The sequence below is a fragment of the Leisingera sp. JC11 genome (assembly GCF_040704725.1).
Taxonomy (GTDB): domain Bacteria; phylum Pseudomonadota; class Alphaproteobacteria; order Rhodobacterales; family Rhodobacteraceae; genus Leisingera.
In genome coordinates this window covers 70,467-92,620 of record NZ_JBFCVS010000003.1, presented here as the reverse complement: position 1 = coordinate 92,620, position 22,154 = coordinate 70,467, and the positions used below count along the sequence as shown (strand labels likewise).

Sequence of the window (22,154 nt, the reverse complement as noted above, 5' to 3'; positions counted from 1 at the left end):
TTGATCAGCCTTTGAAGTCGTCCTGGGCGTAGCCCTGGATGTACAGCAGTGCCGTCAGGTCACCGTGGTTGATGCGGATATCGCATTCCGCCGCGACCGAGGGCTTGGCATGCAGCGCGACCCCCGCGCCTGCGCGCTTCAGCATACCCAGGTCATTGGCGCCGTCGCCCACCGCGATCACATCCGCCTCTGCGATGCCCAAGCGGGCGCTGATCTGCTCCAGCGCCTCCACCTTGGCTTCGCGCCCCAGGATCGGGCGGGCGGCCTCGCCGGTCAGCCTGCCGTCTTCCGCCAGCAGCGTGTTGGCGCGGTTTTCGTCGAAACCCAGCTCTTCCGCCACCCGCGCAGTAAAGGCCGTGAACCCGCCCGAAACCAGCGCCGCATAGGCGCCCTCCGCCTTCATCGTCGCCAGCAGCTGCTTGCCGCCGGGCATCAGGGTGATGCGCTCCTCCAGCACCTTGCCGATCACGGTTTCCGGCAGCCCCTTCAGCAGCCAGACTCGCTCGGTCAGCGCGCCCTCGAAATCCAGTTCGCCGTTCATCGCCCGCGCGGTGATGTCCTTGACCCGCGCGCCGACGCCCGCCTCTTCGGCCAGCTCATCAATGCATTCCTGCTGGATCATGGTCGAATCCATATCCGCCAGCAGCATCTTCTTCTTGCGCCCGGCGCTGGGCTGAATGACCAGATCCACGCCCATGCCCTGCAGATCCGCCCAGACGTCCCATCGGTTATCCGGCATCTGCTTCAGTGGAAACTCGGCCGCTGCCCCCAGCGCCAGCCAGACCGCCTCATCACCGCCCCAGGCATTGCGCAGCGATTCGATCAGCGCAGGCTCCAGTACCGGGTTGGCGGGGTTGCAAAGCAGCGTCGCAGTATACATGGGGCGTCTCCTTGGTTGACGCTGCTCCTAGCAGGACCGGAATCCGATAACCAGCCGGCTGCGGCAATCAGCAGCTATCGAGGAAACTGACCCGCACCGCTCCGTTCGGCCAGTCCATCCCGGGTTTGGACCCTTGAATAAGCTGCTGGCGGATCACGTGGTACTTCTGCGGTGTCAATGCTCCGGTCTGGATCATCGTTTGCTTGGCCCAGCAGTCTGCAGCCTTCTCGCTGCCGGGTCCGTAGGTGCCCAGCGGGTGGGCGAGGGCATGGTGTGCGCATTCGTGGTAGTAGAAGAATTCGACCGTGAACGGGTGCATGGACCCGGTTATCTGCGGATTCCAAAGAACAACGGGCATGCCGTTCGGTGCTGTTCGGGCAATGGCGATGTCCGGCACCGACATATCGGGCAGATACGTCACCGGTAAGTTCTGGGCATTGAAACAGGCGGGGTAATTCTGCGCATGGGCCGTCCGGCTGGACAGAAACATGCCGGCTACGGCCAGCAGTAAAATAAGTGCACGGATCATTCCAATTTCCTCCAAACTATGCAGCGGCGATTATTTCCTGGGTAACACAATTTAAACGTGTTCGCATGAAGTTTCCGATGGTGGAAATACGTGTCGCAAAAAATGGATGAACAGCCGCATTTTCTCAAAATACCAGTTGCGTGCCGCGCTGCAGCACACTAGCTCTGATGGCGGGACACCCCTCCCCAACGAGGGGCGCTTATCTGGAAGGGTAGCATTTATGGCTATTGAACAACCTGCCGCGCGGCCGGCCAATCCGCGTTTTTCGTCTGGGCCTTGCGCCAAACCCCCCGTCTTCGATCTGAGCAAACTTGCAGGCGCGCCGCTGGGCCGCTCTCACCGCGCTGCGGTGGGCAAGGAGAAGCTGAAGGCAGCGATCGAAGGCACCCGCGAAATCCTGAACATCCCCGCCGATTACAAGATCGGCATCGTGCCTGCCTCCGACACCGGCGCGGTGGAAATGGCGATGTGGAACCTCTTGGGCGCCCGCGGCACCGAGATGCTGGCCTGGGAAAGCTTCGGTTCCGGCTGGGTCACCGACGCGGTGAAGCAGCTGAAGCTGGATGCCACCGTCAAGACAGCCGACTACGGCCGGATCGTGGACCTCTCCACCGTCGATTTCACCAATGACGTCGTCTTCACCTGGAACGGCACCACCTCCGGCGTGCGCGTCCCCAACGGCGACTGGATCCCGGCGGACCGCGAGGGGCTGACCATCTGCGACGCCACCTCGGCGGCCTTTGCGCAGCGCCTGCCCTGGGACAAGCTGGATGTGACCACCTTCTCTTGGCAGAAGGTGCTGGGCGGCGAAGCGGCGCACGGCATGATCATTCTCAGCCCCCGCGCGGTGGAACGGCTGGAAAGCTACACCCCCGCCTGGCCGCTGCCCAAGATCTTCCGCCTGACCAAGGGCGGCAAGCTGATCGACGGCATCTTCCAGGGCGCCACCATCAACACGCCCTCGATGCTGGCGGTAGAGGACTACCTGCTGGCGCTCGACTGGGCGCGTTCGGTGGGCGGCATGGAAGGCCTGCGCGAACGCGCCTACGCCAACCTGGCCGCAGTGCAAAGCTTTGTGCAGGACAACCCCTGGATCGCCTTCCTGGCCGAGCAGCCGGAATACCGCTCCAACACCTCGGTCTGCCTCAAGTTCACCGACGAGCGCATCCAGGACGGCGCCGCCTTTGCCAAGGCCGTGGCCAAACGGCTGGAAAACGAAGGCGTTGCCTATGACATCGGCGCTTACCGCGACGCACCTCCGGGCCTGCGCATCTGGTGCGGCGGCACTGTCGAGACCACCGACGTGGCCGCGCTGATGCCCTGGATCAAATGGGCCTTCGAGGCCGAGATCGCGGCCCAGACCGAAGCCGCCTGAGCAACCTTTCGGGCGGGCGACAACGCCCGCCGTCCCAGCACAGACATTCTAAGGACCGTAAACATGGCTCCCAAAGTTCTCATCTCCGACAAGCTGTCCGAGGCCGCCGTCCAGATCTTCCGCGACCGCGGCATTGACGTCGACTTCCTGCCCGACGTGGGCAAGGACAAGGAAAAACTGGCGGAAATCATCGGCCAGTATGATGGCCTCGCCATCCGCTCCGCCACCAAGGTGACGGAAAAGATCCTGGAGAACGCCGAAAACCTCAAGGTGATCGGCCGCGCCGGCATCGGCACCGACAACATCGACAAGGAAGCTGCCTCCAAGCGCGGCGTCATTGTGATGAACACCCCGTTCGGCAATATGATCACCACTGCCGAACACGCCATCGCAATGATGTTCGCGGTCGCCCGCCAGCTGCCGGAGGCCTCTGCCTCCACCCATGCCGGCAAGTGGGAAAAATCCAAGTTCATGGGCACCGAGCTGACTGCCAAGACCCTGGGCGTGATCGGGGCCGGCAACATCGGCGGCATCGTCTGCGACCGCGCCCGCGGGCTGAAGATGAAAGTGATCGCCTACGATCCCTTCCTCAGCACCGATAAGGCTGACAAAATGGGCGTCGAAAAGGTGGAGCTGGACGAGCTGCTGGCGCGCGCCGACTTCATCACCCTGCATGTGCCGCTGACCGAGCAGACCCGCAATATCCTGTCCAAGGAAAACCTGGAGAAGACCAAGAAGGGCGTGCGCATCATCAACTGCGCCCGCGGCGGCCTGGTGGATGAGGCCGCACTGGCGGAGCTGCTGACCTCCGGCCATGTGGCAGGCGCCGCCTTCGACGTGTTCTCGGTGGAACCGGCCAAGGAAAACGCCCTGTTCGGCCTGCCCAATGTGGTCTGCACCCCGCACCTGGGCGCCGCCACCACCGAGGCGCAGGAAAACGTCGCCCTGCAGGTGGCCGAGCAGATGTCCAACTACCTGCTGACCGGCGCTGTCGAAAACGCGCTCAACATGCCTTCGGTCACCGCCGAGGAAGCCAAGGTCATGGGCCCCTGGATCAAACTGGCCGATCACCTGGGTTCTTTTGTCGGCCAGATGACCGACGAGCCGCTGCGGGCGATCAACATCCTCTACGACGGTGTCGCGGCAGGCATGAACCTGGACGCGCTCAACTGCGCGGTGATCGCCGGCATCATGAAGCGCTCCAACCCGGAGGTGAACCTGGTCTCCGCCCCGGTTGTCGCCAAGGAGCGCGGCGTCCAGATCTCCACCACCAACCAGGACAAATCCGGCTCCTTTGACGGCTACATCAAGGTGACCGCGGTGACCTCCAAGCGCGAACGCTCGGTGGCGGGCACCGTGTTCTCCGACGGCAAGCCGCGGTTCATCCAGATCAAGGGCATCAACATCGAGGCGGATGTGGGCGCGCATATGCTCTACACCACCAACGAGGACGTGCCCGGCATCATCGGCACCCTGGGCCACACCCTGGGCGACAATGGCGTCAACATCGCCAACTTTACCCTGGGCCGGTCCGAGGCCGGCGGCGAAGCCATCGCGCTGCTCTATGTGGACGACGAAGTCCCGGCAGAGGTCCGCGCCAAGCTGGCGGAAACCGGCCTGTTCAACCAGATCAAGCCACTGGAGTTCGACGTCGCCTAAGGGATCTGAAAGTTCCCAGCGAACGCCCCTGCAGTCCAGTGCGGGGGCGTTTTTCCGGTTTGAACACGGCCTTGAATTGCGCCTTTTCCGGCCGGTGCCGCAAAACGATCGCGGCAAAAATCAGCATCGACAGCAAGGCGGCCGCCGACCCCGCCTGCGCCAGCACCTCACCGCGATCCTGAATGGCCAGCGGAATACCCGGCACCAGCAGCAGAAGGGACAGCAGCGCCGTGCCCAGATGCAGCCGCGGCAGCGCTCCGGCGGCTGCGGCGGGCGTCAGGTGGTAGTAAAACGCAAAGATCGAACAGCTGACCCAGCCGAGCAGGTTCAGATGCCCGTGCGCCGGCGACAGCAGGTGGTCCTGGCTTGCCGACATCTGAATGCCCCAGACCATGCCGCCAAGCGCCGAAACCACCGCCACCAGCATGAACCACCGCGCAATTCCTTCCATGACCAACCCTCCCGGCTCTGACTGCCTGCATGAGGCATGCCCAGTAAAATGCGGCGCCGGTGCCGGATTGCCAGCCATCTGCCGCGTTTTCCCGGGGTTGAGCCTGCCGCCGCAATGCGCCATCAATCCGCCACAGCCCGCAGCAAGGAGCCGCCATGACCGCCCCCCTCTACGCCATCGGCGACATTCACGGCCAGCTGGAGATGCTGGAGGAGGCGCTGGCCCGGATCGAGGCTGACGGCGGCGAGGGCGCCCGCATCGTCTTTCTCGGCGACTACACCGACCGCGGCCCTGACAGCCGCGGCGTGATCGAGCGGCTCACCCGGGGGCAGGCGGAAGGGCGCGACTGGATCTGCCTCAAGGGCAACCACGACCGCATGTTCTCAATGTTCCTCGAGGACTACCCGCGCAACGATTCCCGGCTGCTGGTCGGCTACCACTGGCTGCACGAGCGGATCGGCGGCATCGAGACCTTGCAGTCCTACGGGGTGGAGATGGCGGACGGCGACCGCATCTACCAGACCCACGCCCGCGCCCGCGCCGCAGTCCCGCAGGCGCATCTCGATTTCCTGGCAGGCCTCAAACCCTATCATCAGGAGGGCGATCTGCTCTTTGCCCACGCAGGCATCCGCCCCGGCCTGCCACTGGAGAGCCAAAGCGAGGACGACCTGATCTGGATCCGCCACGAATTTCTCGACGACGAACGCGCCCATCCCTGGCTGGTGGTGCATGGCCACACGCCGGGCAAACGGCCCGAGCACCGGGTCAACCGCATCAACCTCGACAGCGGCGCCGGCTACGGCCGCCCGCTCACTGCCGCGGTGTTCGAAGGCTGCGACTGCTGGGTGCTGACGGAAGCGGGCAGGGTGCCGCTGAAACCCTGATCCGCCTATTCATCTTTCCGGAAAAACTCTGGGGGTGAGGGTCGTCCCGGAAATGATCCGGGGGATCATTTCAGACCCGAACGGGCGAAGCCCAGCCGGCAGGCGCGAGGGGGCAAAGCCCCCTCAACCCGTCATCACGTCCAGTCCAGCACCACCTTTCCGCTGGAGCCTGATTTCATCGCCGCAAACCCTTCGGCAAAGTCATCGACGCCGAACCGGTGGGTGATCACCCTGCTCACATCCAGCCCGTTCTGCAGCATCGCGATCATCTTGTACCAGGTCTCGAACATCTCGCGCCCGTAGACGCCCTTGATGGTGATCGCCTTGAACACGATGCGCGACCAGTCGACCGGCGATTTGCCCGGCGGAATGCCCAACAGGGCAATCTTGCCGCCCATCACCAGCGCCTCCACCATCTGATCGAGGGCCGCCTGGCTGCCGGACATCTCCAGCCCGACGTCAAACCCCTGTTTCAGGCCCAGCTCCCGCACCACATCCTGCAGGTCCTCCTGGGCCACGTTCACCGCGCGCACCGCCGGCACCACATGCGCCGCCAGCTTCAGGCGGTCCGCATTGATGTCGGTGATCACCACATGCCGGGCGCCGGCATGTTTCGCCACCGCCGCCGCCATGATGCCGATGGGGCCCGCGCCGGTGATCAGAACATCCTCCCCCAAGAGGTCAAAGCTCAGCGCCGTATGCACCGCGTTGCCCAGCGGATCCAGAATGGCGCCGATTTCATCCGGGATATCATCCGGCAGCGGCACAACGTTGAAGGCCGGCAGCTTCAGGTACTGGGCGAATGCGCCCTGCTCATTCACCCCGATGCCGCGGGTGCCGGGGTCCAGGTGGAACTTGCCGGCCCGGGACTGGCGCGAGTCGGTCCGGATCAGATGCCCCTCGCCGGAGCAGCGCTGCCCCACCGACAGATCGGTGACATTGCGGCCAATCTCGACGATCTCGCCCGCAAACTCATGGCCGGTGATCATCGGCACCGGAACGGTATGCGACGCCCATTCGTCCCAGTTCCAGATGTGGATGTCGGTGCCGCAGATGCCGGTCTTCCTGACCTTGATCAGCACCTCGTCGGGGCCGATCTCCGGCACCGGTGCCTGCACCATCCACAGGCCTTCCTGCGGATGGCTCTTCTCCAGCGCCTTCATCGTGTTCGGACGGCTCATCAGATCACCCCCAGTTCCTTGCCCACCTTGCCGAACGCCGCCAGCGCCCGGTCCAGCTCCTCCCGCGTCAGCGCCGCATTCATCTGGGTGCGGATCCGCGCCTGGCCGCGCGGCACGACGGGGAAGAAGAAGCCGGAGACATAAACGCCCTCGTCGAACAGCCGCGCCGCCATATCCTGCGCCAGCTGCGCCTCGCCCAGCATCACCGGGATGATCGGATGCTCACCCGGCAGCAGGTCAAAACCTAGCTTTTCCAGCCCCGCGCGCCAGTATTTCGCATTCTCGAACAGCTGCGCCCGCAGGCCGTCCCCTTCCTCAACCAGCCGGATCGCCTCCAGCCCGGCAGCAACAATCGATGGCGGCAGCGAATTGGAGAACAGATAGGGCCGCGCCCGCTGCCGCAGCAGGTCGATCACTGGCTGCGGCCCGGCGATATAACCGCCGATGGCCCCCCCCAGTGCTTTGCCCAATGTCCCGGTGACGATATCCACGTCCACCCCGAAATGCTCCGGCGTGCCGGCGCCCGTCGCCCCCATGAAACCGGTGGCGTGGCAGTCATCCACCATCACGATGGCATCGTATTTGTCCGCCAGCGCCCGGATCTCCGGCAGCTTCGCCAGGTAGCCGTCCATCGAGAACACGCCGTCAGTGGCGATCATGATATGCCGCGCACCATCCTCGCGGGCCTGTTTCAGCCAGGCCTCCAGGTCGTTCATGTCGCTGTTCAGGTAGCGGTAGCGCTTGGCCTTGCACAGCCGGATGCCGTCGATGATCGATGCATGGTTCAGACTGTCGGAGATGATCGCATCCTCCGGCCCCAAGAGCGGCTCGAACAGCCCGCCGTTGGCGTCGAAACAGGCTGCGAACAGGATCGCGTCATCCTTGCCGAGGAACTTCGCCAGCCGCTGCTCCAGCTCCCGGTGAATGTCCTGGGTGCCGCAGATGAACCGGACAGAGGCCATGCCGAACCCTTTCGGTTCCATCGCGTCCTTGGCGGCTTTGATCAGGGCGGGGTGGTCGGCCAGACCCAGATAGTTGTTGGCGCACAGGTTGATCACCTCCCGGCCGCCAACCGTGATCTCGCCCCCCTGCGGGGAGGTGATCATTCGCTCGCGCTTGTACAGCCCCTCGGCCTCGATCTGGGCCAGCGTGTTGGAGATGTCGGTCAGAAAAGCAGTGGACATGCGCAAGCTCCTTTGGTGTCTCGAGTCGCGTGTCTATCATAGCGGATGCGTTTCCGGAATACAGGATTTCAGGATTGCGGAAAAAAATCCGTGAAACTGGACGCGACCGATGATATCCCGCCAAACCGGGCTATCTGCCCCTGAAACCGGGAGGGCACGGGATGGCCAGGGTCACAGGAATCGGCGGTGTATTCATCAAGGCGCGCGGCGACGCCAAGGCGCTGGCCGCCTGGTACCGCGACCACCTCGGGCTGGAGCTCACGGACTTCGGCGGCGCCGTTCTGAACTGGCAGGAGGACACGGCAGAGGATGGCGGCCTCACCGTCTGGGGCATTGCGGATCCGGACGGCACCTGGTTCGCGCCCAGCACCTCCGGCTTCATGATCAACTACCGGGTCGATGACATGGACGGCATGATTGCCCGGCTGACAGGGGCAGGCGTCCCGATCCTGCAAGGGCCAGAGTCCCATGAAAACGGCCGCTTCGCCTGGGTCATGGATCCCGACGGCAACAAGGTGGAGCTGTGGGAGCCGAAGCTCTGGGATGAGAAGAACAAGGGCTGACGGCCCAAAAGAAAACGCGGCCCCCTTCCAGGGACCGCGCTTCCAATCAGCAAAGCTGTCTGGCTTATGCCAGTTCCAGGTTCACCGCCGACTCGCGGCCGTCACGGCCGGGCTCGATGTCGAAGGTGACTTTCTGGTTGTCGGCGAGGCCGGTCAGGCCGGAACGCTCAACAGCGGAAATGTGCACGAACACATCTTTGCTGCCGCCCTCGGGCGCGATGAAGCCGTAGCCTTTGGTGGTGTTGAACCATTTTACGGTGCCGGTGGCCATATCCGTAGTCTCCTAGAGTTTTTGCTGCCCGCGGAAGTGCGGCAGCCTGGCGTAGTCGGTCTGGATCGAGAGACTGATAACGCCGCGGAACGGGAGACAGTGGATCGACAAGAATAACGTTAGCGGACCACATATGGGCCGGACCCCCGAGTCGTTCAAGGGGAATGTGCATAAAAGGCCCAAGGAGTGGATTTCCTGCCGAAAAAGGCAGGTGGGCCCTGCCAGCGGGGATGGGACGGGTTTGGACTACGCGTTCTTCACAATCAGAAACACCCGTGCAGGCCCCTCCGGCGCGGTGATCGAGTGGGCGACATCAGCGGCATAGCGCGCGGTGTCGCCGGCCTGCAGCTGGTCCTTGGCGTTGCCGGACGCCACAGCGATCTCACCCTCCAGCACCGTCAGCTGCTCCATCGCACCGCGGGTGTGGGGCTGGCTGATCAGCGCGCCGCCCTGGTCGAACCGGATGTCATAGACCTCGTGCCCGCCGGCCTCCTCCGGCGGAGACAGGATGCGGATGCGGCAGCCCTGACCCATGTTCTCGATCTTGGGCACATCGGCGGCGCGCAGTACCGCGATCCGGTCCTGCATATCGCCTGCTTCCAGCAGGCCCGCAAAATCCACCTGCAAGGCGCGCGTGAGGTTCCACAGCGTCGCAATGGTGGGGGAGCTTTCGCCGCGTTCGATCTGGCTCACCATCGAGCGGCTGACGCCCGACAGGTTGGCAACAGCCTCCAGGCTCAGGCCCTGGGCGCGGCGGGCCTCCTTCAGGCGGGCGGGCAGCAGGGTCAGGATATCGTCTGTGTTTTCCGTCATGACGGATTCTCTGCGCCGATGGGCGGCATTTGTCAATTGATCCGGCAAAATGCGGATGCTGCGCCGCGGCGGTGCACAGGGGGTGTACAAGGGGTGCACGGGGAGTGACGCCGCGTTTCCATGACGGCACGTCCCGGCAGACAGGTCCATGCTGGGGGCGCATAATGGCGCCAACGCAGGAGTTGAGGAGAAAGACCAATGACAGACATCGTGATCCTGGACGGCGCCCGCACCGCCATCGGCACCTTTGGCGGCGCGCTGGCAAATACCGCGCCGATCGACCTGGCCGCCACCGTGTCCAAGGCGGCGCTGGAACGCTCCGGGGTGGAGGGCGGCCAGATCGGCCATGTGGTGTTCGGCCACATCATCAACACCGAACCCCGTGACATGTACCTGAGCCGGGTTGCGGCGATGCAGGCAGGCGTCCCGGACGTGGTGCCGGCGATGAACGTGAACCGGCTGTGCGGCTCCGGCGTGCAGGCGATTGTCTCCGCTTATCAATCGCTTGCCCTGGGCGATGCGGAATTTGCGCTGGCCGGCGGCGCCGAGAACATGTCGCGAAGCCCCTACATCCTCCAGCAGAGCCGCTGGGGCGCCAAGATGGGTGATGTGAAATCGCTCGACATGATGCTGGGCGCGCTGAACTGCCCGTTCGGCACCGGCCATATGGGGGTGACGGCCGAGAATGTCGCTGATGAGCATGGCATCACCCGCGAGCAGATGGACGAGTTTGCCCTCACCAGCCAGACCCGCGCCGCGGCGGCGATCGAGGCGGGCCATTTCAAGTCCCAGATCACCCCGGTTGAGGTGAAGGTGAAACGCGACATGGTGCCCTTTGAAGTCGATGAGCACCCCAAGCCCACCACCCCGGAGGCGCTGGCCGGGCTGAGGGCGGTGTTCCAGAAGGACGGCCGGGTAACTGCTGGAAATGCCAGCGGAATCAACGACGGTGCGGCGGCTATGGTGCTGGCCACGGCGGCTGCGGCAGAGAAGGCCGGGCTGAAGCCCAAGGCACGGATTCTGGGCTATGCCCATGCCGGGGTGCGGCCTGAGGTGATGGGCATCGGCCCGGTGCCTGCGGTGCGCAACCTTTTGGAGAAGACCGGCCTGTCTGCCGGGGATTTCGATGTGATCGAGTCGAACGAGGCTTTTGCCTCGCAGGCGCTGGCGGTGAACAAGGAGCTCGGGCTTGACCCCGCCAAGGTGAACCCCAATGGCGGTGCAATTGCGCTGGGCCATCCGGTGGGGGCAACCGGTGCCATTATCACCTTGAAAACGCTATATGAGCTGGAGCGCACCGGAGGGTCCAAGGGGCTGATCACCATGTGCATCGGCGGCGGCCAGGGCATCGCGCTGGCGATAGAACGCATGTGACGGAAAGCGGCGCGGGGCCCCGAAATGCGGAGCCCCGTGTCCCGCCGGAACCTTTGGATTAACCGGCTTTTGCGGGCGTTTTATGCTTCGTTCATATACAGATCATTCAATTTAAAGTAGAAATTTTCAAATGGCAAGAATCGCCAGTGATTAACTGTTTCGTGCCGGAATGGCGCTGAAGTGGACGTCTTCGGGGTTTGTAAGGGGGGGCAATGTCAGCGAAAATCCTGCTTCTGGAAGATGACCAGGGTGTCCGTTTCACCTTCCAAATGGCCTTGCAGGACGCTGGTTATGATGTCACCGCGGTAGCCAGCTGTTCCGAGGCGATTTCTGCGCTCTCCGAAATTGAAACCGCCATTCTGATCCTTGATCTGAAAATCGGAGAGGAAATGTCCTTGCCAGTGGCCGATTATGCCGCCCTTATGCGCCCGGATATCCCGGTGGTCTATATCACCGGCAGCCGCCTGTTTACAGGCGGGGAGCTTTTTGGCCTGAGCCGCAATATCCGCTGGGTACTGCACAAGCCGGTCAACCTGCCTGACCTTGTGAGCATGGTCGATTATGTGAGCGGACAGAGTATCGCTGCGGCAGCAAGCTAAGCCAGGCAGCTCTTTAGCCGAAGGAAATGGTAAACACAGCCCCTTTCCCAGGCTCCGCATCAGCTGTGAGCTGCCAGTTATGGCGGCGGCAAATCTCGGCGCAGGTCGATAGCCCGATGCCATTGCCCTCGATTTCACGGTGTGCACGGTGAAAGGGCTGAAGTATCTGAAGCCGGTCTTCCGGGTCGAACCCGGTCCCATTGTCAGACACTGAAAGCTCCCATTGGTCCTGCCCTGCGCCCGCCAATCTGATGGCAATTTTCAGCGGCCGCGCGGGGTGCCGGTATTTGATCGCGTTCGACAGGAGATTGCTCAGGACGAGGTGCAGCAGGGTCGGGTCCGCATGCAATCTGAAACCTGCGCCGCTGATATTAACCTTGCCGCCGCAGGCCTGCAGGTCCTGGGCCTGGCTTTCGCAGGCCTCTGATACCGCGTCCTGAGCAGATATTTCCTGAATATTGATCTTCGCGGACGTCGATACCGAATGCTCCAGCAATCCGTTGTCAGCCGGTCCATCTGGCTGGTGGCCCGGGACATGTGCTGCAGGAATCGCCGGGCCGTATCCGGCAACCCGGCAGCGTAGTGTTCAGAAAATAATGCAGGGCGCCGGTAAGAGTGCTGAGCGGCGTGCGCAGGTCATGAGAGGCTGCCTGGGCAAAGGCCTCCATCGTAAGCAGAGTTTCCTGCAGCTTCAGATTGGCATCCTTGGCGTCGCGCAATTCGCCGCGCAGCCTGCTGCGCAGCTCGTTCATGTGCCGGAGTGCATCCGCTGTGACCCGCAACTGGTCATGTGTCAGCAGGATCAGCCGTTCGCCCTTGGTATCAGATTTCAGCAGCGAGACGCGGAATTCGGTTTCCGGTGCCGCCGATGATCGCATGCTGGCGCTCATGGGCAAGGCCGTGGTGTCCTGTGCCGTCCCTTGCCGGAGCCGCGCGATCACACGTTCAGGCTCCAGCAAGGTCAGGCCGCTGATGCAGGTTCCGTGCAGCGGGCCGCTGCCTGGTGCAAAGCTGCGTTCAGCTCTGCGATTGCAGACCTGAATGCGGCCGTTCCAGTCGAGGATGAAGGACGCATAGGGAGCTGCCAGATAGGTGCGCCCAAGGAGCTCTGTGTCCAGGCCGTTTCCTTCAGGCTTCAAAGGGACCACCAGAGTGCACCTGCTTGGAGCCAGCGGACAGGCTGCCGGGTGTGCGAGGCAGCAGGCAGAGCTTGATCCGCGCGCAGAACCCGAAAACGCTGTCGCTGGCAAACATGCGTACCCTACTCCGGACCGCTCCGGTAGAGTTGCAGGCCGCCGAAGACATGGGTTGTGCGGCCTGCCTTGTCCTGCCGGGCCTGGGCAAACAGCTCGCCCCGGTTGTACCTGCCATCTTTGCCCTGCAGCCGCAGCGGGTAGTGGAAGGGCTGGCCTATCGTCAGCACATCCTGCAGACCTTCCTTGGCAAAATCCCGGTCCTCGGGATGGACACGCTCCAGCAGCATTTCCACCGACGGCACGTCGACGCCCTGGGCATACCCCAGCAGCTCAAACATTGGTTTGTTCCAGATCGGCACATTGTTCATCACATCGAAAGAGAAAGTGCCGACGGAAAGATGGTTCTGAACCGCTGCGCTGCACCCCAGCATCAGGTCCCGTTCGTCGAATTTGGCCTTGTCCCAGCACACACCGATCAGCTGCATGTTCTCGCCATGGGAATCCTGAAATACCATCAGGCTCCCGGCGATGTTGAGCGTGTTGCCGGCGTCGCTGAAAAAACGGGCTTCGAATTCAAAGGAACCGCCGGCTTCGAAGAGGCCGTCCAGCCGGGATCGCAGGACCGAGCGGTCCTCCGGGTGGGCGCGTGCCAGCAGCTGATCCAGGTCGAGGCCGGTTTCGCTGTCCTCGATGCCGAGAATGGCATGGGTTTCAGGAGAGAGATAAGCCTGATCTGTTTGCAGGTTCTGGGTCCAGAACCCGACATTGGTGACTTTGCTGACAAGCCTCAGGACATCACTGAAAGGCTCGTTGTCGAACCGGGTTACGGTGATGGAGATGCCGATCAGTTTCTGATGCTGGTCCAGAACCGGCGACAGGATCAGGGTATAGTAATCGCTTCCGGACAGGACCGGGATGCGCCGGGTTTCCTGCAGCCGCAGCACGGTATTGGCGATTGGGGCCAGGGCCGGGAAACCGGGAGGCAGATGGCACTGGCTGAGGTGAAGGCCGGTCGGGGGCAGCTCGCCGGTGCCGAACACCTCCTGCGCGACGCGCGACAGCCGCCGGATGATGAGCGCCTGGTCGGCCAGCGCCACCGCATAGGGGGAGGACGCCAGCATCGCTTCCAGCTCGGAAGCCAGCGCCTGGCGCTCGGCTGAGCTGATCTGCAATTCCTCGTTGACGGTCAGCAGCTCTTCGTTGGTGGATTGCAGTTCTTCATGAGAGGTTTCCAGTTCCTCATTGGTGGCCTGGAATTCTTCGTTGTTTGACTGCAATTCCTCATTTGTGGACTGCAGTTCCTCGTTGGCCGTCTGCAATTCCTCGATGGTTTGCTGCAGCGTCTCTTGGGTGGTTCGGACCTCCAGTTCCATGCGTTCTACATATTCGCGCTGATCGCGATCCGAGATATCTTCGAAGTTGAGCTCTTTGTGCTCCTCGAACTTGGAATTGATAGCAAGCAGGCAATGCAGTTCGCCGCCTTTGTGGCTGAAGAACGGGAAGGCTTGCAGCTGAACGCGATTGCCGGTGGGCAGAGACAGGTTGTGCCATCGCCCGTCGCGGCGCTCTTCCTTGCGTATGGCGACGGCGATCAGGCTTGAGGCTTCACTGCGCAGCGGGTCAATCAGCATTTTGACGTTCAGCGATGTCGACATACCGGCCCGAATCTCGCTGTAGACGCTGATATCGCCCAGCACTTCGATGATATCGCCATTGCGGGTGCAGATCAGCCCATTAGGCGCTACTGCCCGGGCCAGAGACAGGCTGACCTGATCCGACTGTTCTGCTGCGGACTGGGTTGCTGACTTGCGCATTTCCAGTGACCGCATGTAAGCACCGCCTGTTGACGTGGGGGAAATCGTCAGTTCCCTGGAAATTCCGCGGCGTTTTCCGAAGATCTTGTCTGTGCCCTGGCGGGCCTCGAAATAGATGCCCATTTCGCCAACGGTTTCCGAAGTTCCCAAAAACAGCAGCCCGCCTGCGGACAGGGAGTAGTGCAGCCGGGTCAGCACGCGTTCCTGCAGTGCCAGATTGAAGTAGATCAGCACGTTGCGGATTGTGATGAGATCGATGTTGATGAAGGGCGGGTCCTGGAAAACATTATGCCGCGAGAACAGCGTTACATTGCGCAGCTCCTGGCGGACCGAAATGTCGTTTTCACTGAGGATGAAATATTCATTCAGGTAACTGGCTGGAATATCCTGGACCGCAGAGGCCGGGTAAATGCCCTTGCGCGCGACCTCGATGGCGTTCTGGTCGATGTCCGTGGCGAAAATCTGCACGTTGCTCTTGGTCAGCGCGTGGAGACCGCCAAGCAATTCTGCGATCAGGATGGCAATGGAATAGGCTTCCTCGCCGGTGGCGCAGCCGGCCACCCAAACTCGGATCGGGCCGGGGCCGCGGTTCGCGAGTTGCTTTTCGAGCTGGTCGTTCAGTTTGCGGAATTGCTCCGGGTCGCGGAAGAAACGGGTAACGGATATCAGCAGATCCCGGTGCAGCGCATCGACCTCGTTCAGGTTCGAACGGCAGTAGTCGACATAGTTCTCGTAGCTCTCGATGCCCAGCGCGTTCATCCGGCGGGCAACCCGGCGGTTGATGGTGTTTTCCTTGTAATTGGCAAAATCCACCTGGGTTCGGGCCATCAGGATGGCAAACAGCTCGCTCAGCTTGCTGGGCTCATCTGTGTCGGGCTTCAGCAGTGCCAGATCGCGCGGGCGGGTCAGGATCTTTTCGAAGTGCTGGCCGATCTGCTCCGGGGTCATCGTGAGGTCGACGCAGCCGGTTTCAATTGCGGAAGCCGGCATGCCGTCGTATTTTGCTGAGGCCGGGTCCTGGGCAATGGTGATACCGCCGCATTCGCGGATGGCCTGCACGCCATAGCTGCCATCGCTGCCGGTTCCGGACAGAACGATGCCCACGCAGCGTTCGCCGCATTCTTCGGCAATGCTTTTGAACAGGCGGTCGGCTGACGGTTTGGGGGAAGCAGGGTGGCCGGCAGGGTTGCGCAGGCGCAAAACGCCGCTTTCCAGCACCACGTCGGTATCCGGCGGCGTTACATAGATAGTGCCGGCCTCCGGCCGGGTCTCGCGCCCGAGTTCCAGAACCGGCAGCTTTGTTTCGCGGGCGATCAGCGATGTCAGCACGCTCTTGTGGGTGGGCGACATATGCTGCGCAATCACATAAATTGCGTTGGCCGAGGGCGGGAGGTTCTGCGCCAGATTCGAGAGCGCCTCCAGGCCGCCGGCGGAGGCGGCGATGCCGACGACATGAAGACCGTTTCCTTCAGCGCCGGCCTGCATGCCATCTTTTTCGGCTGAAGCAGAGGGTCGGGTGGCGCTCATTTTCTGGTCCATGTCTTCCATTCGTCTTCAACCGTATTGCAATGTGCTCATGAAATATGCTGCAGGAACAAGGCATTGCCTTCACCGGGTGTGTGCAGTCTATGCGGCAGCGCAAAATCTGTCGATCAGCTGCAGCAGCCGGCCCGGCGTTACCGGTTTGGGGGCAAAGCCGTTCATGCCCAGTTCCTTGACGACTGCGTCATTGTGATAGGCGACATCCGCCGTTACCGCGATAATCGGCACGCTGCTGGGGGGATCCATCGGAGCTTCGCGGATTTGCCGCGCCGCTTCCATTCCTGAAATCCGCGGCATGTGCAGATCCATCAAGACCAGCCCGTATTCGTTTGGCGCGCTGCTGAGCATGTCGATCCCGGCTTGACCGTCTTCGGCGATACCAACCTCAACGCCAAGCGCCACGATGATCTCACGCATCATATACCGGGTGAATTCGTCATTTTCGACAAGCAGGACTTTCCGCGGGTTGTTCATCAGCAGGTTCCGTTGTTGCGGCGGTGGCCTACGACAGGTACCCGGTCACGGCACGGTGTTGGCGGTTGCCGGAATGCCCCGCAATGATCCAGCAAAATCAGATATTTCAGCGGGTTTCCTGTTAGAGGTTCCGCTGCCATCATGCTGGTGTTTCCACTTTCGGTCAACGTGTCTAACGTGCGCATAACACATCTTGGGCGCGATTTTTGCAGAAAGCACCGCGACCTGCGCGGGCTGGCCGGCACTGCAGGATGCGGTGTGTCAGATCCAGCTCACTTCCTTCGGATGCGGGGCATTACTCGAAAACGCTTGTGTTTTCTCAGGCCAGCAAGGCGATGACAGCAAAGACACCGGTGGCGCCGGCCGCACCCAGAACCGCAGGGGCCAGCCAGCCCCTGTTGCCGCGCGGCCGCGCGCCGTTTTGCGCGGCCTGGGCGATCAGCGCCTGTTCGACCAGCGCGGGCAGGCGCGGGCCAAAGCGCGCCATCACCTTGGCGGTGTCCAGCAGGTCAGTGACAACAGCGCGAGGGCCGATGGACTTCTTGATGTAATCCTCGACCACCGGGCGGGCGGCTTCCCAGATATTGATCCGCGGATCCAGCGAGCGGGCAACGCCCTCGACCACCACCATGGTGCGCTGCAGCAGGATCAGCTCAGTACGGGTTTCCATCCCGAAGCGTTCTGTCACCTCGAACAGGTAATTCAGCAGGCGGCCCATCGAAATCTGCGAGGCATCCATGCCGAAAATCGGCTCACCCACCGCACGCAGGGCCCGGGCAAATTCATCTACGTCGCGGTTGGCGGGCACGTAACCGGCCTCGAAATGCACCTCGGCCACGCGTTTGTAGTCGCGTTTGATGAAGCCGTAGAGGATCTCGGCATAGACCCGGCGGGTGTATTCGTCGATATGGCCCATGATGCCGAAATCATAGGCAATGATATCGCCGCTGGCGGCGACCTTGAGGTTGCCTTGGTGCATGTCGGCATGGAAGAAACCGTCGCGCAGCGCGTGGCGCAGGAACAGCGACAGCACCCGGTTGGCCAGCAGCTTTCGGTCGTGCCCGGCTGCATCCAGCGCGTCGTTGTCACCGAGCGGGATGCCGTCGGCCCAGCCCATTGTCATCACCCGGCGGGCGGAATAGGCCCAGCGGATTTCCGGCAGCTGGAAGCCTTCGTCCTTGGCCGTGTTGGCGGCAAACTCCGAGGCAGCAGCACTTTCCAGCCGCAGGTCCAGCTCCCCCTGCACCACGCCGTCGAAATGCTCGATCACATCCATCGGCTTCAGGCGGCGGGCGCCGGGGGCGAACAGGTCGACGATGCGGGCCGCGAAATAGAAGGCGTCGACGTCCTTGTTGAAGGCGCGCTCGATGCCGGGGCGCAGCACCTTGACGGCCACTTCTTCGCCGGTTTCCGCCAGCGTCGCCCGGTGCACCTGGGCAATAGAGGCGGCAGCGATCGGGTCGCTGAAGTCCGAGAAGATCTCGGAGACCGGGCGGCCCAGTTCCTTTTCCACTTCGGCCAGCGCTGCGGCGCGGGAGAACGGCGGCAGCTTGTCCTGCAGCACACGCAGCTGGTTGGCCAGATCCTTGCCCACCACGTCCGGCCGGGTCGAAAGCACCTGGCCGAATTTGATATAGGCCGGCCCCAGCGCGTTCAGCGCGCGGGTTTCCGGCGGCATTGCGGGGTCGCCCTTGTAGCCCAGCCATTTGAACGGCCAGCCCAGGGTGCGGGCCAGCATGCGCAGGGGCTTGGGCGCCTCGAACGCCTCCAGCACAGAATGCATGGCGCCGGTGCGCTCGAAAGTGGCGCCTGTTCGGATCAGGCGCAGGATATTATGGGGGCCGCGCATGGATCAGATCTTCCAGCCGGAATGCAGGCAGGCGATGCCCATCGACAGGTTGCGGTATTTCGCATTCTCGAACCCTGCCTGCTTGACCATGCCCAGGAAGGTCTCCTGATCGGGGAAGTTGCGGATCGATTCCACCAGATACTGGTAGCTGTCGTAATCGCCGGCAATCATCTGCCCCATCCGCGGGATCACGTTGAAGGAATAAAGGTCATACAGCTTCTGCAGCCCGTCATTCGGCAGCTGCGAGAATTCCAGCACCATCAGCCGCCCGCCGGGGCGCAGCACCCGGTAGGCCTCGTTCAGCGCTTCTTGCGGGCGGGTCACGTTCCGGATGCCGAAGGAGATGGTGTAGACGTCGAAGGTGTTGTCCTTGAACGGCAGCTTCATCGCGTCGCCGGTGACCCAGTCGAGGCTATCGGCCATCTGCTCGGCCTCGGCGCGCTTGCGGCCTTCCTCCAGCATCGGGCGGGTGAGGTCCAGCACGGTGGAGTGGCCATGGCCTGCGCGTTTCAGGAAGCGGAAAGAGATGTCGCCGGTGCCGCCGGCCACATCCAGCAGCCGCTGGCCCGGGCGCGGAGCCAGCCAGTCCATCATCGCGTCCTTCCAGACCCGGTGGATGCCGACGCTCATCACATCGTTCATGATGTCGTATTTCGAGGCGACCGAGTTGAAGACCCCCTGCACACGGCCGGCCTTTTCCTCTTCGCGGACGGTTTCGAACCCGAAATGGGTGGTGTTGTCGCTGGTGTTGCTCATGCCACTTGCCGTTTGCTGAGTTTGGCCCTTGTTATAAGGCGCTGTGGGGCAGGCACAATGCGGCCCGTTGGTTCAGGAGGGGTGTAATGCCAGAATTGCCCGAGGTCGAGACGGTGAAACGCGGTTTGGCGCCTGCGATGGAGGGGGCGGTGATCACAAAGGCGGCAGTGAACCGCCCGGATCTGCGCTGGCCGTTTCCGGAGCGGATGGCCGAGCGGCTGAGAGGCGCGCGGGTCAATGCCCTCAGGCGGCGGTCGAAATACATTCTGGCCGATCTCGATACAGATGAGACTCTGCTCATTCACCTCGGCATGTCCGGGCGGATGACGGTGTCGGGCGATCCGCTGGGGCAGTTCGTGCATGAGCACCCAAAGGCGGAGAAGCATGACCATGTGGTCTTGGACATGGACAATGGCGCCCGCATCACATTCAACGATCCGCGCCGGTTCGGGGCGATGGATCTGTTTGCGACTGCCACCGCCGAATCCCACAAGCTGCTGGCAGTGCTGGGGCCGGAGCCCCTGGGCAATGATTTCCACGAAGATCACCTGGTGGCTGCCTTCAAGGGGCGTAACACGCCGGTGAAATCGGCATTACTGGATCAGGGAATCATCGCGGGCCTTGGTAACATCTACGTCTGCGAAGCGCTGTTCCGTGCGGGAATTTCGCCACGCCGCAAGGCCGGGCAGATTGCCGCGCATCGGGTGGCGGCGCTGGTGCCGATCATCCGCGAGGTGCTGCAGGATGCCATCCGCGCGGGCGGCTCGTCGCTCAAGGATTTCAGGCAAGCCTCTGGTGAACTTGGATATTTTCAGCACAGTTTTGATGCATACGGACGCGAGGGAGAACCCTGCCGGCGGGAAGGTTGCGCGGGGTCAATTGCCAGAATCACCCAGTCGGGGCGCTCCACCTTCTACTGTGTAAAGTGCCAAAGATAGCTTGATCAGAGGGACCCTTTTGGTAAGGACTCGGATCTGAACGGAACAACCGAAAGAGAAATCATGGCCTACGAGACGATCAACGTCGATGTGCAGGACCACGTTTGCCTCATAAAACTGAACCGCCCTGAGGCGATGAACGCTCTCAACAAGGAGCTCATTGGCGAGCTCTGCGATGCTCTGGAAGAGGCCGATGCCAGCGACAAGGTGCGCTGCATCGTGCTGACCGGCTCGGAAAAGGCCTTTGCCGCCGGTGCCGACATCAAGGAGATGTCGGAGATGAGCTTTACCGAGGTGTTTTCCACCAATTTGTTTGCCGATGCCAACGACCGTATCTCGGCGATCCGCAAGCCGGTTATTGCCGCGGTTGCCGGCTATGCGCTGGGCGGCGGCTGCGAGCTGGCGATGCTGTGCGATTTCATCATCGCCGCGGAAACCGCCAAGTTCGGCCAGCCGGAGATCAACCTGGGCGTTGTGGCCGGTATCGGCGGCACCCAGCGGCTGACCCGATATGTGGGCAAGTCCAAGTCGATGGACATGAACCTGACCGGCCGTTTCATGAACGCTGAGGAAGCTGAGCGCGCGGGCCTGGTGTCGCGCGTGGTGCCGGCCAAGAAGCTGATCGAGGAAGCCACCGCAGCGGCCCAGAAGATCGCCGAGAAATCGCTGCTGACCGCGATGGCGGTCAAGGAAGCCGTGAACCGCTCTTATGAGCTGCCGCTGAGCGAGGGCATTCTGTTCGAGCGCCGCGTGTTCCATTCGATGTTTGCGACCGAAGACCAGAAAGAAGGCATGGCCGCCTTCCTGGAAAAGCGCGAGGCGCAGTTCCGCGACAAGTGAGCTGCCTAAGAAGACAAAGGAACGGCGGGCCGCACAGCCCGCCGTTTCGCATTCCGGGCCGGCACCCTTGCATTTCCGTGCAGAGTTAGCTAAACGCCGCCCTCATACATGCGCGTGCAGCCCGCTCAGGCTAGAATCACACCGGTGGTCCGACCCGGGTTTGGCTGGCATTGCGTCCGATAGAAACAGAACCCGAAGATAAGGTCAGACACCATGGCAAATTCGCCCCAGGCCAAGAAGCGCGCACGTCAGAACGAAAAGCGCTTTGCCGTCAACAAAGCCCGTCGTTCGCGCATCCGTACCTTCCTGCGTAAAGTTGAAGAAGCCATCGCTTCCGGCGACAAAGAAGCAGCAACTGCCGCTCTGCGCGCCGCTCAGCCTGAGCTGATGCGCGGCGTCACCAAGGGTGTGTATCACAAAAACACCGCTTCCCGGAAAATCTCGCGCCTGTCCGCACGCGTGAAGGCGCTGGCCTGAGATTCGCTCTGCTGAGCAGGCTCACGGGCCGTTGAAAAGTTGTCAGGGCGCTGCAGATTGCAGCGCCTTGTTTTTTTGGAAAACCCTTGTGCGGACTCGCTGGGCGCCGGAGATTCTTTGCCGCCAAAGACAGAGTCAACATCATAGTTTCGTTGCCGCTGCCCCCCTCAAATTGCTACCACTGTTACAGCGATTCACTCGCTGGGGGGACAGGCTGCTCGCGGCAATCTTGACGGGCATCAAGATTGCCAGGTTGCTCGGCACGGGGCGCATTTGATGCGCTTATCTGGCCGGGATCCACTGCTGTATCGGTTATGGTCAGCAGCCTTGTCTCAATTGTGTGCGATAATGTTCGTAACGGCGAATCTGCCGCTTTTTGCGGCTGTTTTTGCCGTGCTGTCGAACGTCTAGCCTTCGGGTAATGCGGCCACTGCTGGCCCGCACGCGGTAAACCTGTGCGTGAGTGCCCCCCGGGTGGTTGGGGGAAAGAATAGAATTGGCCCGG

22 protein-coding genes are annotated in these 22,154 nt (G+C 62.3%); 9 read left to right on the top strand and 13 right to left on the bottom strand.

Annotated elements, in window-relative coordinates; translation table 11 throughout:
- Positions 1-4: 4 nt before the first annotated feature.
- Both serB and AB1A62_RS04145 read right to left on the bottom strand, forming a co-directional pair.
- The gene (gene serB, locus AB1A62_RS04150) at positions 5-880 is read right to left on the bottom strand and encodes a phosphoserine phosphatase SerB (RefSeq protein ID WP_366660139.1); all 876 of its coding nucleotides are present in this window, start codon (positions 878-880) and stop codon (positions 5-7) included.
- A 67-nt stretch (positions 881-947) separates the two neighbouring features.
- Positions 948-1,409: a hypothetical protein gene (locus AB1A62_RS04145; protein ID WP_366660137.1), complete on the bottom strand. Its 462-nt coding sequence runs from the start codon at positions 1,407-1,409 to the stop codon at positions 948-950.
- Between the two features lie 220 nt (positions 1,410-1,629).
- Between AB1A62_RS04145 and AB1A62_RS04140 the strand changes: the two genes are divergently transcribed.
- The gene (locus AB1A62_RS04140; protein ID WP_366660136.1) at positions 1,630-2,784 is read left to right on the top strand and encodes a phosphoserine transaminase; all 1,155 of its coding nucleotides are present in this window, start codon (positions 1,630-1,632) and stop codon (positions 2,782-2,784) included.
- 63 nt (positions 2,785-2,847) lie between these two features.
- A complete protein-coding gene (gene serA / locus AB1A62_RS04135; RefSeq protein WP_366660135.1) occupies positions 2,848-4,443 on the top strand; it encodes a phosphoglycerate dehydrogenase in 1,596 nt (531 codons plus the stop codon).
- On the opposite strand, the gene AB1A62_RS04130 is transcribed toward serA, so the two are convergent.
- On the bottom strand, positions 4,415-4,972 hold the full coding sequence (locus AB1A62_RS04130; protein ID WP_366660133.1) for a hypothetical protein: 558 nt from the start codon (positions 4,970-4,972) through the stop codon (positions 4,415-4,417). The genes serA and AB1A62_RS04130 overlap by 29 nt on opposite strands.
- Before the next feature lie 77 nt (positions 4,973-5,049).
- Between AB1A62_RS04130 and AB1A62_RS04125 the strand changes: the two genes are divergently transcribed.
- The gene (locus AB1A62_RS04125; RefSeq protein WP_366660132.1) at positions 5,050-5,778 is read left to right on the top strand and encodes a metallophosphoesterase family protein; all 729 of its coding nucleotides are present in this window, start codon (positions 5,050-5,052) and stop codon (positions 5,776-5,778) included.
- Between the two features lie 134 nt (positions 5,779-5,912).
- Here the strand turns inward: AB1A62_RS04125 and tdh are convergent, their stop codons facing one another.
- Positions 5,913-6,941, bottom strand: coding sequence for an L-threonine 3-dehydrogenase (tdh, locus tag AB1A62_RS04120; RefSeq protein WP_366660527.1), 1,029 nt, complete (start codon positions 6,939-6,941; stop codon positions 5,913-5,915).
- Between the two features lie 17 nt (positions 6,942-6,958).
- Positions 6,959-8,143, bottom strand: coding sequence for a glycine C-acetyltransferase (locus AB1A62_RS04115; protein WP_366660131.1), 1,185 nt, complete (start codon positions 8,141-8,143; stop codon positions 6,959-6,961).
- Between the two features lie 161 nt (positions 8,144-8,304).
- On the opposite strand from AB1A62_RS04115, the gene AB1A62_RS04110 reads away from it, so the two are divergent.
- Positions 8,305-8,706 (top strand): VOC family protein, encoded by a 402-nt coding sequence (locus AB1A62_RS04110; protein WP_366660129.1) that lies wholly within the window; start codon positions 8,305-8,307, stop codon positions 8,704-8,706.
- Between the two features lie 64 nt (positions 8,707-8,770).
- On the opposite strand, the gene AB1A62_RS04105 is transcribed toward AB1A62_RS04110, so the two are convergent.
- A complete protein-coding gene (locus AB1A62_RS04105; RefSeq protein WP_039184356.1) occupies positions 8,771-8,977 on the bottom strand; it encodes a cold-shock protein in 207 nt (68 codons plus the stop codon).
- 246 nt (positions 8,978-9,223) lie between these two features.
- A complete protein-coding gene (locus AB1A62_RS04100) occupies positions 9,224-9,790 on the bottom strand; it encodes an XRE family transcriptional regulator (protein WP_366660127.1) in 567 nt (188 codons plus the stop codon).
- Between the two features lie 198 nt (positions 9,791-9,988).
- Here AB1A62_RS04100 and AB1A62_RS04095 point away from each other — a divergent pair, with 198 nt between their 5' ends.
- Together AB1A62_RS04095 and AB1A62_RS04090 are read left to right on the top strand one after the other, a co-directional pair.
- Complete coding sequence (locus tag AB1A62_RS04095; RefSeq protein ID WP_366660125.1) at positions 9,989-11,164, top strand: acetyl-CoA C-acyltransferase family protein; 1,176 nt, start codon at positions 9,989-9,991, stop codon at positions 11,162-11,164.
- Between the two features lie 212 nt (positions 11,165-11,376).
- Positions 11,377-11,763, top strand: a complete 387-nt coding sequence (locus tag AB1A62_RS04090) for a response regulator (RefSeq protein ID WP_366660124.1) — start codon at positions 11,377-11,379, stop codon at positions 11,761-11,763.
- Between the two features lie 13 nt (positions 11,764-11,776).
- Here the strand turns inward: AB1A62_RS04090 and AB1A62_RS04085 are convergent, their stop codons facing one another.
- From AB1A62_RS04085 to ubiE, 6 genes are all read right to left on the bottom strand, one after another.
- Positions 11,777-12,259, bottom strand: coding sequence for an ATP-binding protein (locus tag AB1A62_RS04085; protein WP_366660122.1), 483 nt, complete (start codon positions 12,257-12,259; stop codon positions 11,777-11,779).
- A gap of 7 nt (positions 12,260-12,266) precedes the next feature.
- Positions 12,267-12,911 carry a hypothetical protein gene (locus tag AB1A62_RS04080; protein WP_366660120.1) on the bottom strand — a complete coding sequence of 215 codons (645 nt, stop codon included), beginning with the start codon at positions 12,909-12,911 and terminating at the stop codon, positions 12,267-12,269.
- 113 nt (positions 12,912-13,024) lie between these two features.
- Entirely contained in the window at positions 13,025-16,321 is a 3,297-nt protein-coding gene (locus tag AB1A62_RS04075; protein ID WP_366660119.1) for a chemotaxis protein CheB, read from the bottom strand.
- A gap of 78 nt (positions 16,322-16,399) precedes the next feature.
- Positions 16,400-16,789, bottom strand: coding sequence for a response regulator (locus AB1A62_RS04070; protein WP_366660117.1), 390 nt, complete (start codon positions 16,787-16,789; stop codon positions 16,400-16,402).
- Positions 16,790-17,108: 319 nt separating this feature from the next.
- Positions 17,109-18,638 (bottom strand): 2-polyprenylphenol 6-hydroxylase, encoded by a 1,530-nt coding sequence (ubiB, locus tag AB1A62_RS04065; RefSeq protein WP_366660115.1) that lies wholly within the window; start codon positions 18,636-18,638, stop codon positions 17,109-17,111.
- A 3-nt stretch (positions 18,639-18,641) separates the two neighbouring features.
- Positions 18,642-19,394 carry a bifunctional demethylmenaquinone methyltransferase/2-methoxy-6-polyprenyl-1,4-benzoquinol methylase UbiE gene (ubiE, locus tag AB1A62_RS04060; RefSeq protein ID WP_039184344.1) on the bottom strand — a complete coding sequence of 251 codons (753 nt, stop codon included), beginning with the start codon at positions 19,392-19,394 and terminating at the stop codon, positions 18,642-18,644.
- 86 nt (positions 19,395-19,480) lie between these two features.
- On the opposite strand from ubiE, the gene mutM reads away from it, so the two are divergent.
- The 3 genes from mutM (at position 19,481) to rpsT (ending at position 21,649) form a co-directional block, all read left to right on the top strand.
- Positions 19,481-20,332, top strand: coding sequence for a bifunctional DNA-formamidopyrimidine glycosylase/DNA-(apurinic or apyrimidinic site) lyase (gene mutM / locus AB1A62_RS04055; RefSeq protein WP_366660113.1), 852 nt, complete (start codon positions 19,481-19,483; stop codon positions 20,330-20,332).
- A 63-nt stretch (positions 20,333-20,395) separates the two neighbouring features.
- Positions 20,396-21,172: an enoyl-CoA hydratase gene (locus AB1A62_RS04050; protein WP_174146863.1), complete on the top strand. Its 777-nt coding sequence runs from the start codon at positions 20,396-20,398 to the stop codon at positions 21,170-21,172.
- A 213-nt stretch (positions 21,173-21,385) separates the two neighbouring features.
- The gene (rpsT, locus tag AB1A62_RS04045) at positions 21,386-21,649 is read left to right on the top strand and encodes a 30S ribosomal protein S20 (RefSeq protein WP_019295144.1); all 264 of its coding nucleotides are present in this window, start codon (positions 21,386-21,388) and stop codon (positions 21,647-21,649) included.
- Positions 21,650-22,154 lie beyond the last annotated feature (505 nt).

Excerpts from the sequence above, each read along its gene's own strand:
- AB1A62_RS04125 (WP_366660132.1), top strand. The coding sequence starts at position 5,050 with ATGACCGCCCCCCTCTACGCCATCGGCGACATTCACGGCCAGCTGGAG.
- rpsT (WP_019295144.1), top strand. The coding sequence starts at position 21,386 with ATGGCAAATTCGCCCCAGGCCAAGAAGCGCGCACGTCAGAACGAAAAG.
- serA (WP_366660135.1), top strand. The coding sequence starts at position 2,848 with ATGGCTCCCAAAGTTCTCATCTCCGACAAGCTGTCCGAGGCCGCCGTC.
- AB1A62_RS04145 (WP_366660137.1), bottom strand. The coding sequence starts at position 1,409 with ATGATCCGTGCACTTATTTTACTGCTGGCCGTAGCCGGCATGTTTCTG.
- AB1A62_RS04140 (WP_366660136.1), top strand. The coding sequence starts at position 1,630 with ATGGCTATTGAACAACCTGCCGCGCGGCCGGCCAATCCGCGTTTTTCG.
- AB1A62_RS04050 (WP_174146863.1), top strand. The coding sequence starts at position 20,396 with ATGGCCTACGAGACGATCAACGTCGATGTGCAGGACCACGTTTGCCTC.
- AB1A62_RS04110 (WP_366660129.1), top strand. The coding sequence starts at position 8,305 with ATGGCCAGGGTCACAGGAATCGGCGGTGTATTCATCAAGGCGCGCGGC.
- tdh (WP_366660527.1), bottom strand. The coding sequence starts at position 6,941 with ATGAAGGCGCTGGAGAAGAGCCATCCGCAGGAAGGCCTGTGGATGGTG.
- ubiB (WP_366660115.1), bottom strand. The coding sequence starts at position 18,638 with ATGCGCGGCCCCCATAATATCCTGCGCCTGATCCGAACAGGCGCCACT.
- AB1A62_RS04075 (WP_366660119.1), bottom strand. The coding sequence starts at position 16,321 with ATGGAAGACATGGACCAGAAAATGAGCGCCACCCGACCCTCTGCTTCA.
- AB1A62_RS04115 (WP_366660131.1), bottom strand. The coding sequence starts at position 8,143 with ATGTCCACTGCTTTTCTGACCGACATCTCCAACACGCTGGCCCAGATC.
- AB1A62_RS04100 (WP_366660127.1), bottom strand. The coding sequence starts at position 9,790 with ATGACGGAAAACACAGACGATATCCTGACCCTGCTGCCCGCCCGCCTG.
- AB1A62_RS04095 (WP_366660125.1), top strand. The coding sequence starts at position 9,989 with ATGACAGACATCGTGATCCTGGACGGCGCCCGCACCGCCATCGGCACC.
- AB1A62_RS04130 (WP_366660133.1), bottom strand. The coding sequence starts at position 4,972 with ATGGCTGGCAATCCGGCACCGGCGCCGCATTTTACTGGGCATGCCTCA.
- AB1A62_RS04105 (WP_039184356.1), bottom strand. The coding sequence starts at position 8,977 with ATGGCCACCGGCACCGTAAAATGGTTCAACACCACCAAAGGCTACGGC.
- serB (WP_366660139.1), bottom strand. The coding sequence starts at position 880 with ATGTATACTGCGACGCTGCTTTGCAACCCCGCCAACCCGGTACTGGAG.
- AB1A62_RS04070 (WP_366660117.1), bottom strand. The coding sequence starts at position 16,789 with ATGAACAACCCGCGGAAAGTCCTGCTTGTCGAAAATGACGAATTCACC.
- ubiE (WP_039184344.1), bottom strand. The coding sequence starts at position 19,394 with ATGAGCAACACCAGCGACAACACCACCCATTTCGGGTTCGAAACCGTC.
- AB1A62_RS04090 (WP_366660124.1), top strand. The coding sequence starts at position 11,377 with ATGTCAGCGAAAATCCTGCTTCTGGAAGATGACCAGGGTGTCCGTTTC.
- mutM (WP_366660113.1), top strand. The coding sequence starts at position 19,481 with ATGCCAGAATTGCCCGAGGTCGAGACGGTGAAACGCGGTTTGGCGCCT.